The organism is Sheuella amnicola (assembly GCF_010499255.1).
In the GTDB taxonomy this organism is placed as follows: Bacteria; Pseudomonadota; Gammaproteobacteria; order Burkholderiales; family Burkholderiaceae_B; genus Zwartia; species Zwartia amnicola.
Map to the genome: position 1 here is coordinate 130967 of NZ_JAAGRN010000007.1, position 12281 is coordinate 143247.

Here is a 12281-nt window from a genome sequence, read left to right on the forward strand (position 1 = left end):
CGGTGACATGCTCGAACTCGTACGCAGTACATCCAGTTTTTTTACCATTCCGAATGCCAGTGAGGCTCAGGGTGGCTTGGTTGTTGGGTTGGCCCGAACATCCGAAGAAATCGAGTCTATCCAACGGCTTCGTTTTGATGTGTTCAGCACCGAGTACGGTGCGATGATTGGCGATGCTTCCGAAGGAATCGATCGTGATGATTTCGACCCTTGGTGCGAGCATCTGATGGTTCGTGAACTTGGCTCTGATCGCATTGTCGGAACATATCGTGTTTTGACTCCCTTGCAGGCAAAGCAAGCTGGTGGTTACTACTCAGAGCAGGAGTTTAATTTGGATGGGTTGGGCGATATTCGTCAGAATCTAGTGGAGTTCGGTCGCGCCTGTATCGATCCAGAATATAGAAAAGGCGGCGTTCTGATGATGCTGTGGAGTGGACTGGCGGAAATTCTCAAGCAAGGACGTTACGAGCACATTTTCGGTTGTGCCAGCGTGAGCTTGCGCGATGATGGCGTCACTGCTGCGCGCGTGTGGCGCGAGGTACGTGAAAAGACTTTGCATACGACGAAAGCGAAAGTTGTTCCATTGCATAAATATCCGGTCGAAATGTTAGATAGCGACCTGCCGGCGGAGATGCCGGCTCTGTTGAATGGTTATCTGAAGCTGGGGGCGAGAATATGCGGTGAGCCCGCATGGGATCCCGATTTCAATACAGCTGATTTTCCGATGCTATTGTCGGTGAGCAATATGGGTAGCCGATATCGCCGTCATTTCGGCTTTGACAAATTGACTAACCAGAGTTGAGAGTGATTCCGATCATTCGGTTCAGACCGGAATCAGTTCGAAGTCGAATCCCACTTTGCTCCATTCTGATTCCTCGTTGTGAAGTGAGAAGTCCGTCAAAGGATGTGTGGCCAGCCACTTCTTGTCAACACGCGTGACGATCGAATTGCCCTTGACTGCAACGGTTAAGGGCAGCTTCGCTATATCGACTCGACGACGACACAGCAAGACTGCAAGTCGCAAGCACAGGATAAGAAGCCACTGGTCGCGCGTCTTGACCAAAGCCTGGGCCTTTCCGAGTTTTCCGGTATGTACCAGTGTCAACAAGCCGAGCTGGGATTGGTCGACTCTGGAGAAGCCCGGCATGTCCGCATTATTTAGAATGTAGGCGCTGTGCTTGTGGTAGCCGTTCAGGGCAATCGACATGCCAACTTCGTGCAAATCGGCAGCCCAACTGAGGGCGTGTCGCATTTCATCCAAAGCTTTTTTATCAGGATAGATACTGTCGTACAGGCTGAGGGCGCACTTTTTGACGCGTAACGCCTGGCGGGGATCCACGTGGTAGCGTTTCATGAACGCTTTGACGGACTCGTCCCGGCGATCGTGCTCTTCTTCGCGACCGGCCAAATCGACGAGTACACCAAGTCTCAGCGCGCCATCACCGGGTTTCATGACGTCGACGCCCATTTCATCGAAAAACGCGCTCATGATGGCGAGTCCACCGGTCAGAACGTCTGCCCGCTCAAGCTTGATTCCGGGCAAATCATGAGGCACGACTTTGCCCGCGCGAATCAGTTTCGTTTTGAGTCTTTCCAGCCCTTCGCGGGTGATGCCATCTTTAGACAGGCCCCCTTCGGTCAGAATGGCATAGAGTGCTTTTGCAGTTCCGGATGATCCGATAGCCGTGTCCCAGCCTTGTTTGCGATATGGCTTGGTGATGACTTCGATTTCACGGCGCGCGGCGACTTCCGCCATTTTCATGGATTGAGCGTCGATCACGCCATTCGGAAAAAACTGGCGGCTGTAGCTGACGCAACCCATGTAAAGAGATGAAAGCAGTATAGGGTCATCCCCCTTGCCGATGATGACCTCGGTCGAGCCGCCTCCGATATCGATCACCAGACGTTTTTCGGCATTGATCGGCAAGGTATGGCTGACACCCGCATAAATGAGACGAGCTTCTTCGCGCCCGGCGATGACTTCGATCGGAAAACCAAGCGCTTCTTCTGCACGCGGAAGAAAATCGGCCACGTTACGCGCAACTCGAAATGTATTGGTTGCAACCGCACGCACGCGGTCAGGATGAAAGCTGCGCAGTCTATCGCCAAATAATTTCAATACTTCGACGCAACGGGAGATGGATTCTTCGTTAAGCATCTTGGCTGCATCCAGACCCGCCGCCAATCGAACGGTTTCCTTCATCCGGTCGATTTGATAGATATGCTTTGCTCCGTTTTGTTCGGCAACCCGCCCGATAGATAGCCTAAAACTATTTGAGCCTAAATCGACTGCGGCCAGAAGGTGTTCCATGCTGTGCAACCAAAAATACGATGGAGCCTATTATAAAAGGGTATCTTGTTATATATCTGTCATCTGAGTAGAGTACAAGAAGAACAGAATCAACTTAACAATTGAAATCGAAAGTGAATACTTCAGAAATAAAAACTGCACCCATACGCAAAAAATCCGAACCTTTGCTGCTGAATCGCGAATTGTCCTTGCTCAAGTTCAACGAGCGCGTTCTGGCGATGGCGGAGCATCCCGACACGCCGCTGCTGGAAAAATTGCGTTATGTCTGTATTGTCAGTTCGAATCTGGATGAGTTTTTCGAGATCAGAGTCTCCAGTTTGAAGGCTCAACAGGCGCAGGAACCCAATTTAAAAGGTCCGGACGGACTCACCGCGGCGGAGGCGTTCGAACAGGTGCAGTTGGTGGTGCATGAGATGGTGACCAAGCAGTATTCGGTACTCAATGATCACATTTATCCCTTGTTGAAAGCCGAGGGGGTCATATTGCACCATGCGTCCGAATGGGATGAAGCGCAGTCTGCTTGGGCGCATGAAGTGTTTATGCGCGATGTCATGCCACTATTGACTCCAATCGGACTGGATCCTGCTCATCCTTTTCCAAGGGTTTACAACAAAAGTCTGAATTTCATTGTGCCGTTGTCCGGAGAGGATGCCTTCGGTCGAAAGTCGACCATCGCAATCGTTCAGGCGCCACGAGCCTTGCCGCGGCTGATGAAAATGCCGCCGGCTATTTCGGGTGTTCCAAACGGATTCATCCTGCTGACTTCGCTATTGAGAGCGTTTGTCGGCGAGTTGTTTCCGGGCATGGAGATGCAGGGCTGCTATCAGTGGCGCGTCACCAGAAACAGCGATTTGTTCGTGGACGAAGAAGAAGTCACCAATTTGCGCCAGGCCTTGCAAGGAGAATTATCACAGCGCAACTTTGGTATGGCGGTGCGACTGGAAATCGATCAGTTGACTCCTCCTCATATCGAGGCCTTTCTTCAGAAGGAGTTTTCCTTGACGCGTGAAGATACGTATCGCGTCAACGGACCCGCAAATTTGATGCGCCTGATGCAGCTGTGCACGTTGGTTAAGCGTCCGGACCTGTTGTTTCCCGAGTTCCGCGGCCCGGTGCCTGCGCCTTTTGATGCATTGGCTAATCGCCCCTCTGCGATTTTCGAAGCAATCGCCAAAGCGGATCGACTTTTGCACCATCCTTACCAATCCTTCCAGCCGGTCATCGATTTTTTGACCGCCGCCGCATTTGATCCGGATGTTGTCGCGATCAAGCAGACGATTTATAGAACCGGTGAAGATTCCGAATTGATGCGATTGTTGCTTGTAGCCGCTAAAGCAGGCAAGGAAGTGACCGTGGTGGTGGAGTTGATGGCGCGTTTCGATGAACAGACGAATATCAACTGGGCGTCCAAGCTTGAAGAGGTCGGTGCGCATGTGATTTACGGTGTCGTCGGACACAAAACTCACGCAAAGATGGCGCTGGTATTACGTCGCGAAAAAGGTCGTATCCGTCGATACGGACATCTCGGAACCGGCAATTACCACCCCCGCACCGCAAGCTTGTATACCGATTTCGGTTTGCTGACGGCCGAGCCCAAGCTGTGCGAGGATATGGATAAAGTGTTTTCGCAATTAACTGGGCTGGGGGCGAGACGTTCACTTAAATATCTATTGCAGTCTCCATTCACATTGCATGAATCAGTGGTAGCGATGATCCGGGCTGAGGCCAGGGCCGCCAGGGCCGGTAAAAAGTCGCGCATCATGGCCAAAATGAATTCACTACTTGAGCCTACCGTTATTCAGGAGCTTTATAAAGCCAGTCAGGCGGGCGTAAAAATTGATTTGATTATCCGTGGCGTTTGCGCTTTGCGCGCCGGCGTGCCGGGACTGTCAGAAAACATCACTGTGAGATCGATCATCGGCCGTTTTCTTGAGCACTCAAGGGTGTTTTATTTCTATGACAACGGTCAGGAATCTGTTTACCTTTCCTCTGCCGACTGGATGGATCGAAACTTTTTTCGCCGAGTTGAACTTGCCTTTCCCGTGTTGGATAAGGCACTTAAAAAACGCGTCATCGACGAGGCTTTTACCTATGCGCTCAAAGACAATCGCTTGGCATGGCTGCAACAACCCGACGGAGACTACGCAAAGTTACGCAGCCGGCGGCAAGCCTTTAATTTGCACCAAAAATTAATGAATTTGTTGGGTAATCATAATTAAATCAATTGGTTACGACTTAATTTGCTTAAAACTAAAAAAGCCTCAATGAGGCTTTTTTAGTTTGTGACTGTCATAATCCCGTCACTTTTGACACATATGATGTCTTCATTCTTGTAGTTTCTGTTTTTTTTCGAACGAAAAGGTAACGCAAATGATGAAGCGCGCAATACTCAAAATTTCAGCTGGCTTGTTGTTAGGTGCTGCTGTTTTTTCCGCCAATGCAACCGATATTACTGGCGCAGGTGCGACATTTCCTTTCCCGATCTATGCAAAGTGGGCTGCCGACTATAAATCTGCCACCGGCAAGGCAGTCAACTATCAGTCGATCGGTTCAGGCGGTGGTGTTCAGCAGATCACGGCCAAGACAGTCGACTTTGGCGCAACGGACGATCCGATGAAAGGTGAGCAACTCGACAAGATCGGTTTGTTGCAGTTTCCCGCAGTCATTGGCGGAACGGTTCCCGTGGTCAATATTGAAGGCGTCAAGCCTGGTCAGCTTAAGTTGACCGGCACGGTGATTGCTGACATCTATCTTGGCAAAATCAAAATGTGGAACGACCCGGCCATCCAGTCTTTGAACCCGGATGTGAAGTTGCCCTCAAGCGCGATTGTGGTGGTACACCGTTCGGATGGTTCGGGCACAACTTTCGGTTGGACTAATTATCTCGCCAAGGTTTCACCCGACTGGAAAGAAAAAGTTGGCGAAGGCAAAGCGGTCAAGTGGCCCGCAGGTCAGGGTGGCAAGGGTAACGAAGGCGTTGCTGCGTATGTAAAACAATTGAAGAATTCGATCGGCTATGTCGAATACGCCTATGCCAAGCAAAACGCATTGTCCTGGACGCAAGTTAAGAACCAGGCCGGCAACTTCGTTCAGCCTGAACAGAAGTCGTTTGCCGCCGCAGCCGCAAACGCAAAATGGGAAAGTCAGCCCGGCATGGGTGTTGTACTGACCGACCAGCCTGGTGCGGATTCATGGCCGGTTACGAGTGCCACTTTTATCGTGATGTACAAGGATCAGGCCAAAGCCGATAATGGACGCGCCACCGTTGCCTTCTTTGACTGGGCGTTCGAGAAAGGCGCCAAGACCGCCGCTGATCTGGATTATGTCCCTCTGCCCAAGGACGTGACCGACAAGATCCGTGCCGCCTGGAAAGCAAATCTTAAAGCTGATGGCCAGCCATTGTTGAAGTAAATGATCCGCCCATGAAAATCCTCTCACAAACCTTGCAAGATGCACTTTTCAAGCATGTGACGCGTATTTTTGCGTTTCTGGTGTTCAGCCTGCTGGCTGCCATCATGATTTCGCTGATATACGGAAGCCAGGAAACGCTGTCCAAGTACGGTCTTTCGTTTCTCTGGACCAACGAATGGGATCCGGTTCAGGGTGAGTTTGGCGCACTCGTTCCGGTCATGGGCACATTGTTGACTTCTTTTGTGGCTCTGTCAGTCGCTATACCGGTTTCTTTCGGTATAGCGATGTTTTTGACCGAATTAGCCCCTGCCTGGATGAGACGGCCAATTGGCACAGCGATTGAAATGCTTGCCGCGATTCCATCGATCATCTACGGCATGTGGGGTTTGTTTGTTTTTGTTCCTTTTTTTCAGGAATACGTTCAACCAGGCTTGATCAGTGTATTAAGTCCCTTGCCTGGAATTGGCTGGATGTTTTCCGGCGCACCTTTCGGTATCGGTATTTTTACGGCCGGATTGATCCTGTCGATCATGATTACGCCATTTATTGCTGCGGTGATGCGTGATGTGTTCGAAATCGTCCCGCCCATGCTCAAAGAGTCTGCATATGGTCTGGGCGGATCTACCTGGGAAGTGATGTGGAAGGTCGTGTTGCCGTTTACGCGTTCTGGCGTCATCGGGGGCATCATGCTTGGCCTGGGCAGAGCGCTTGGCGAAACGATGGCGGTGACCTTTGTTATCGGTAACGCTTTCCGTATGCCGGGCTCGTTTTTCGATCCGGGCAATTCGATCGCCTCCGCATTGGCTAACGAGTTCAACGAAGCAGGTGGCCTGCAAAAATCAGCCCTGATCGAACTGGGTCTGATTCTATTTCTGATCACTACGATTGTTTTGGCATTGGCAAAGATGATGTTGTTGCGCATGGAAAAATCTGAAGGCAAGAAGTCATGAATATCACCATCAAAACGACTCTCAAACCGCCGGCGTCCGCCATTAATTCAGACAATTGGGTATATAGAGGGCGTCGCCTGACCAATCGGATTATGATCGGCTTGTCGATGGCGGCCCTTATATTCGGACTGTTCTGGTTGTGCTGGATTTTGCTTGTGCTGCTCATCAAAGGTGGAAGCGCGATTTCGCTTTCGCTGCTGACAGAAAGCACACCTCCTCCGGGGCAGGCAGGCGGTCTGCTCAACGCGATCCTGGGCAGTTTGGTCATGGTGGGAATGGGTACGCTGATAGGGACGCCAATCGGAATTCTCGCCGGTACTTATCTGGCCGAATACGGTCAGCGAGGCTGGTTGGCTCCTGCCACCCGATTCTTGAATGATGTGTTGCTCTCGGCGCCATCGATTGTGATCGGTCTGTTTATTTATGCTGTTTATGTTTCTCAGGTCGGTCATTATTCCGGTTGGGCGGGTGCATTTGCCCTGGCTATTCTGGTGATACCCGTCGTGGTCCGCACGACCGACAACATGCTGATGCTGGTGCCTAACGGATTGCGTGAGGCCTGCTTTGCTCTCGGGTGTCCCAAGTGGCGCATGATTGTGATGGTTTGTTATCGCGCCGCGCGTTCGGGCATCATTACCGGAGTGTTGCTTGCTGTTGCGCGTGTTGCGGGAGAGACGGCTCCATTGTTGTTTACCGCATTAAATAACCAGTTCATGTCGTTCGATATGAACAAGCCACTTGCCAATTTACCGGTTGTGATTTTCCAGTTCGCCGCCAGTCCCTTCAAAGATTGGAACACGCTGGCCTGGGCGGGTGCGACGCTGATCACGCTAGCCGTGCTCGTGCTCAATATCATCGCTCGTAACTTATTCCGTAAACACTGATGATTGATCAAAATCAGTTAACCAAAACGATACTGAACATGGATACCATTGCAAACAACGTAGCGAACCGTTCGAAAATCGAGGTCAACAACCTGAATTTTTATTACGGCCAATTTCACGCTCTGCGCAACATCAACATGTCGATTGCGGAAAATAAAGTGACGGCATTTATCGGACCTTCCGGTTGCGGTAAATCGACACTATTGCGCACATTCAACCGCATGTTTGAGCTGTACCCCGGACAGCGCGCCGAGGGCGAAATCGTATTGGATGGCGAGAATCTGCTGACGACCAAAACGGATATTTCCTTGTTGCGTGCGAAAGTGGGCATGGTGTTTCAAAAACCGACTCCTTTCCCCATGAGCATTTTCGATAACATCGCTTTCGGGGTGAAGTTGTTCGAACGTTTGAGCAAAGGCCAGATGGAAGAACGTGTCGAATGGGCCTTGACCAAGGCTGCCCTATGGAATGAAGTGAAAGACAAGTTGCACCAAAGTGGAAATAGTTTGTCCGGGGGGCAACAGCAGCGTTTATGCATTGCGCGTGGCGTGGCGATCAAGCCTGAAGTTCTTTTGCTCGATGAGCCTTGTTCGGCTCTTGACCCTATTTCGACCGCCAAAATCGAAGAACTCATTGCAGAGCTCAAAAAAGACTATACGGTCGTGATCGTCACCCACAATATGCAACAGGCTGCCCGCTGCTCGGACTTCACCGCATATATGTACCTGGGTGAACTGATGGAGTTTGGCGAAACCAGCCAGATTTTCATCAAACCGCGCAAGAAGGAAACTGAAGACTACATTACCGGTCGATTTGGCTAATCGGAGGATTTCTCCGGTTAGCGGAGAATCACGAATTCTGTTATGATCTTTGTCTTCGGGGCGTAGCGCAGCCTGGTAGCGCATCTGCTTTGGGAGCAGAGGGTCGTGAGTTCGAATCCCACCGCCCCGACCAGTTTTGATAAAAAGCCAACTCTTGCAGTTGGCTTTTTTATTTTCATCCTTCCTCTCTGTCTTTTTTCGCGCCGTAAGCGTGTAAAGTACTAGAAATCAATCAGTTAGCAACAATATGACCTCTTACGCCGACGTCTCCCTGTTCCCGCGTGATGCCAAACCATTGGGCAGCTACAGGAAGTTCTGGGCGGCACGTTTTGGTGTAGCCCCGTTTTTACCCATGAGTCGCGAAGAAATGACTCAATTAGGGTGGGACAGTTGCGACATCATCATTGTTACGGGCGATGCCTATGTAGATCATCCGAGCTTTGGAATGGCGGTCATTGGCCGGATGCTTGAAAACCAGGGATTTCGAGTAGGGATCATTGCACAGCCGGATTGGCAAAGTGCCGATCCTTTCAAAGTACTGGGCAAGCCGAATCTGTTTTTTGGTGTCACGGCCGGAAACATGGATTCGATGATCAATCGATATACAGCGGATCGCAAAATACGAAGTGACGATGCCTATACGCCGGGCGATATCGGCGGCAAGCGTCCGGACCGTGCCGCGCTTGTCTATAGTCAGCGCTGCCGCGAGGCCTACAAGGACGTTCCGATCATATTAGGTGGCATTGAAGGTTCGCTTCGTCGCATCGCGCACTATGACTATTGGTCCGATAAAGTGCGTCGATCAGTTGTCGTCGATAGCAAGTGCGACTTGCTGCTGTATGGCAATGCCGAGAGAGCAATCGTCGAAATCGCACATCGTCTTGCCGCCAAAGAACCCGTTCATCAAATCACCGATGTGCGTGGCACTGCGTTTGTCAGACGTGAAACACCCGAGGGCTGGTTCGAAATCGATTCGACCAGCATTGATTTGCCTGGTCGTGTCGAAGCGCACGTTAATCCTTATTTGATGGTGAGCGAGCAGGCCGCATCGCTTGGTGAAACTTGCGCGCGCGAACAAGAGGCCCGTGAAGTTGCAGTGGCGGCGAATGCCAAAAGTAGTGCGGCATCGTCCGTGAAATCTTCAGGTACTAAGCCTTTGAATTTTGTGCCAAACCCTGCATTGCGCGGAAAGGGCAGTTTCAAAGTCCCGCCAAGAGATCGTAGCGTCATCAGGCTACCATCCTACGAGCAAGTGAAGTCTGATCCTGTTCTCTACGCCCACGCAAACCGGGTGCTGCATCTGGAGACCAATCCCGGTAATGCTCGCGCTTTGGTGCAAGCTCATGGAACAGGGCACATTGCACGTGATGTGTGGGTCAATCCCCCCCCGATTCCCTTATCCACCGAAGAGATGGATCTGGTATTCGATCTGCCCTATGCCCGTAGTCCTCATCCCGCTTATGCCGATCAAAATGGCAGTCATGACGGCGAGACGAAGATTCCCGCCTGGGAAATGATCCGCTTTAGCGTCAATATCATGCGAGGATGTTTTGGCGGATGCACATTCTGCTCGATCACCGAGCACGAAGGTCGCATTATTCAGAGTCGAAGCGAAGACTCGGTCATTCGGGAAATTGAAGAAATACGCGACAAAGTCACGGGCTTTACCGGGGTGATTTCGGATCTGGGTGGGCCTACTGCCAATATGTATCGGATCGGATGCAAGAGCCCCGAGATTGAAAGTGCTTGTCGCAAGCCAAGTTGCGTGTATCCGGATATTTGCCAGAATCTGAATACCGATCATGGTCCGCTTATTCATATGTATCGCCGCGCCCGAGCACTGCGCGGGATTAAGAAAATCCTGATCGGATCCGGTTTACGGTACGACTTAGCCGTGAAATCGCCCGAATATGTCAAAGAGCTTGTGACACATCACGTGGGCGGTTATTTAAAGATCGCACCGGAGCATACCGAAGTCGGACCTTTATCCAAAATGATGAAGCCGGGAATTGGCAGCTATGACAAGTTTAAGCAGATGTTCGAGAAGTACAGTCTGGCTGCCGGTAAAAAGCAGTTTCTCGTGCCGTATTTCATCGCCGCCCATCCCGGCACCAGCGATGAGGACATGATGTATCTGGCTTTGTGGCTCAAGCGCAATGGATTCAGGGCGGATCAAGTACAGACCTTTTATCCTAGTCCGATGGCGACCGCGACAGCGATGTACCATTCCGGACGCAATCCCTTGGGGCGCATTACCCGCACGAGCGAGTCTGTCGATATTGTCCGCGGCGAGCGACGCCGTAGGCTGCACAAGGCATTTTTGCGCTATCACGACCCTAATAATTGGCCATTATTGAGAGAAGCCTTAAAAATGATGGGACGTGCCGATCTGATTGGCAATGGTAAAAACCATTTGATTCCGTTTTATCAACCTCAAACCGATGGTAGCTACACCAGTACTCGTCGCAAAAACAGCACAATCGCCACTAAATCAGTCGGTGTGAAGAAAGTGCATACAGGTTCCGCCGGCAAATCATCCGGGGTGACAAGAGGGCGTGTGCTCACACAACACACCGGATTGCCGCCTCGCCGTAAAAAATAACCATGAATAATGGATTGAACATCATGCAATATTTGGTATTCGGTCTTTATGTATTGGCGTTGATTGCGCAAGGCGCTGCGGTCCTGATCTGTATTTCGGGCTTCAGGTATCTGAAGCGTTTCCGAATGAGCTGGGCTGTGTTGTCGCTCGGTTTGTTATTGATGCTAGGTCGACGCTTTGGTGCGATCTGGATATTTCACGAGCCTCCAGTGCCTAGTTTTGCGCTTTTCGATTCTGGCGCATCCTTCGTGATTTCTTTGTTGTTGTTTTTCGGATTATTTACGGTTCGACGCGCTTTAATTGAATTGAACAATAAAAACAAGGAACTGGATGCGTTGAACCGGTTGGATTCATTGACGCATGCGATCAGCCGTTCAGAAATCATGCGTTTGGGAGTATTGGAAATCGAGCGATCGCTTCGAACCAGAATGCCCATGGCTGTGATCGAATTGGATATCGATCATTTCAAGCACATCAATGATCAGTATGGGCATCAAGTAGGCGATGAAATTCTTAAAAGCCTGACTCAATCCTGTCAGACCATGTTGCGTGCGAATGATTTTTTTGGACGAGTGGGGGGCGAGGAGTTTGTGATCTTATTGCCTGACACCACTCAAAGTCGCGCGATGGACGCGGCAGAAAGAATCCGCGCTTCAGTTGCGGCAATCGAACATATTACTTCGGCCGCCCAGCCAATCAGAATCACGATTAGTCTGGGCGTTTCGATATTTGAACCGGCTCAAATCCAGTCATTCAATCAGGAGAGCTTGTTCAAGCAGCAACTGGAACGTGCCGATCAAGCCATGTACAGGGCAAAGCATGCCGGTCGAAACTGTGTCAGCATCTGGGATGACTGTGCTGCAATCGATGAAGCGACTTCGAAAGGTACTGCCTGAGGACTTTCAATACTTGCTGCGAAACACTTCCACGCCTACGCCATTGCAATCCGGATAGACATCGGGCTTTTCTGTCGATACGCGCGTAGCATGCACCAGAGGATGGGCAAGCATGCGAGAGACGATTTCATCGCAGAGCGTTTCTTGCAAATGAATATGGCCTGACGCGATGATGTCGGAAATTGTCTGGCGCATGAAATCGTAATCCACGACTTCTTTCAGGTCATCATTGGTCGGAGTATTCAATTCCAGCGGTACATAGAGATCGACATTGACGACGACGCGTTGCTCGCCCTTTTTTTCGAATTCATGTACGCCAATGTTCATGTTGATGACATAGTCCTTGAGAAAGAGTCGTCGACAGTTGGCGAGTGCGGCGGTGGGCAGGGTATTGAAGGTCATTGAA

At 50.8% G+C, this 12281-nt stretch carries 10 protein-coding genes and 1 tRNA gene; 9 read left to right on the top strand and 2 right to left on the bottom strand.

Annotated elements, in window-relative coordinates; all coding sequences use genetic code 11:
• The first annotated feature begins 7 nt into the window (after positions 1 to 7).
• Positions 8 to 802, top strand: a complete 795-nt coding sequence (locus tag G3I67_RS11415; RefSeq protein ID WP_163655444.1) for a GNAT family N-acetyltransferase — start codon at positions 8 to 10, stop codon at positions 800 to 802.
• A gap of 21 nt (positions 803 to 823) precedes the next feature.
• Here G3I67_RS11415 and ppx read toward each other — a convergent pair whose 3' ends face one another.
• Complete coding sequence (ppx, locus tag G3I67_RS11420; RefSeq protein WP_163655446.1) at positions 824 to 2311, bottom strand: exopolyphosphatase; 1488 nt, start codon at positions 2309 to 2311, stop codon at positions 824 to 826.
• A gap of 113 nt (positions 2312 to 2424) precedes the next feature.
• On the opposite strand from ppx, the gene ppk1 reads away from it, so the two are divergent.
• From ppk1 to G3I67_RS11460, 8 genes are all read left to right on the top strand, one after another.
• Entirely contained in the window at positions 2425 to 4530 is a 2106-nt protein-coding gene (gene ppk1 / locus G3I67_RS11425) for a polyphosphate kinase 1 (protein WP_311197097.1), read from the top strand.
• A 151-nt stretch (positions 4531 to 4681) separates the two neighbouring features.
• The gene (pstS, locus tag G3I67_RS11430; protein WP_163655448.1) at positions 4682 to 5722 is read left to right on the top strand and encodes a phosphate ABC transporter substrate-binding protein PstS; all 1041 of its coding nucleotides are present in this window, start codon (positions 4682 to 4684) and stop codon (positions 5720 to 5722) included.
• Between the two features lie 11 nt (positions 5723 to 5733).
• Positions 5734 to 6672, top strand: a complete 939-nt coding sequence (pstC, locus tag G3I67_RS11435; RefSeq protein ID WP_163655449.1) for a phosphate ABC transporter permease subunit PstC — start codon at positions 5734 to 5736, stop codon at positions 6670 to 6672.
• The gene (gene pstA / locus G3I67_RS11440; RefSeq protein WP_163655451.1) at positions 6669 to 7556 is read left to right on the top strand and encodes a phosphate ABC transporter permease PstA; all 888 of its coding nucleotides are present in this window, start codon (positions 6669 to 6671) and stop codon (positions 7554 to 7556) included. The genes pstC and pstA overlap by 4 nt, the downstream gene beginning before the upstream one ends.
• Positions 7557 to 7594: 38 nt before the next feature.
• Entirely contained in the window at positions 7595 to 8377 is a 783-nt protein-coding gene (gene pstB / locus G3I67_RS11445; protein ID WP_163655453.1) for a phosphate ABC transporter ATP-binding protein PstB, read from the top strand.
• A gap of 56 nt (positions 8378 to 8433) precedes the next feature.
• Positions 8434 to 8510 (top strand) — tRNA-Pro (locus G3I67_RS11450).
• Between the two features lie 114 nt (positions 8511 to 8624).
• Positions 8625 to 10979, top strand: a complete 2355-nt coding sequence (locus tag G3I67_RS11455) for a YgiQ family radical SAM protein (protein ID WP_163655454.1) — start codon at positions 8625 to 8627, stop codon at positions 10977 to 10979.
• Positions 10980 to 11002: 23 nt separating this feature from the next.
• The gene (locus G3I67_RS11460) at positions 11003 to 11875 is read left to right on the top strand and encodes a GGDEF domain-containing protein (RefSeq protein WP_163655456.1); all 873 of its coding nucleotides are present in this window, start codon (positions 11003 to 11005) and stop codon (positions 11873 to 11875) included.
• A gap of 6 nt (positions 11876 to 11881) precedes the next feature.
• Here the strand turns inward: G3I67_RS11460 and G3I67_RS11465 are convergent, their stop codons facing one another.
• Positions 11882 to 12277 (bottom strand): dihydroneopterin aldolase, encoded by a 396-nt coding sequence (locus G3I67_RS11465; protein ID WP_163655458.1) that lies wholly within the window; start codon positions 12275 to 12277, stop codon positions 11882 to 11884.
• Positions 12278 to 12281: the final 4 nt, after the last annotated feature.

What these genes read in the sequence shown, in the direction of transcription:
- ppx (WP_163655446.1), bottom strand. Translation starts at nt 2,311, where the DNA reads ATGGAACACCTTCTGGCCGCAGTCGATTTAGGCTCAAATAGTTTTAGG.
- pstC (WP_163655449.1), top strand. Translation starts at nt 5,734, where the DNA reads ATGAAAATCCTCTCACAAACCTTGCAAGATGCACTTTTCAAGCATGTG.
- pstA (WP_163655451.1), top strand. Translation starts at nt 6,669, where the DNA reads ATGAATATCACCATCAAAACGACTCTCAAACCGCCGGCGTCCGCCATT.
- pstB (WP_163655453.1), top strand. Translation starts at nt 7,595, where the DNA reads ATGGATACCATTGCAAACAACGTAGCGAACCGTTCGAAAATCGAGGTC.
- G3I67_RS11465 (WP_163655458.1), bottom strand. Translation starts at nt 12,277, where the DNA reads ATGACCTTCAATACCCTGCCCACCGCCGCACTCGCCAACTGTCGACGA.
- G3I67_RS11455 (WP_163655454.1), top strand. Translation starts at nt 8,625, where the DNA reads ATGACCTCTTACGCCGACGTCTCCCTGTTCCCGCGTGATGCCAAACCA.
- G3I67_RS11460 (WP_163655456.1), top strand. Translation starts at nt 11,003, where the DNA reads ATGCAATATTTGGTATTCGGTCTTTATGTATTGGCGTTGATTGCGCAA.
- G3I67_RS11415 (WP_163655444.1), top strand. Translation starts at nt 8, where the DNA reads ATGCTCGAACTCGTACGCAGTACATCCAGTTTTTTTACCATTCCGAAT.
- pstS (WP_163655448.1), top strand. Translation starts at nt 4,682, where the DNA reads ATGATGAAGCGCGCAATACTCAAAATTTCAGCTGGCTTGTTGTTAGGT.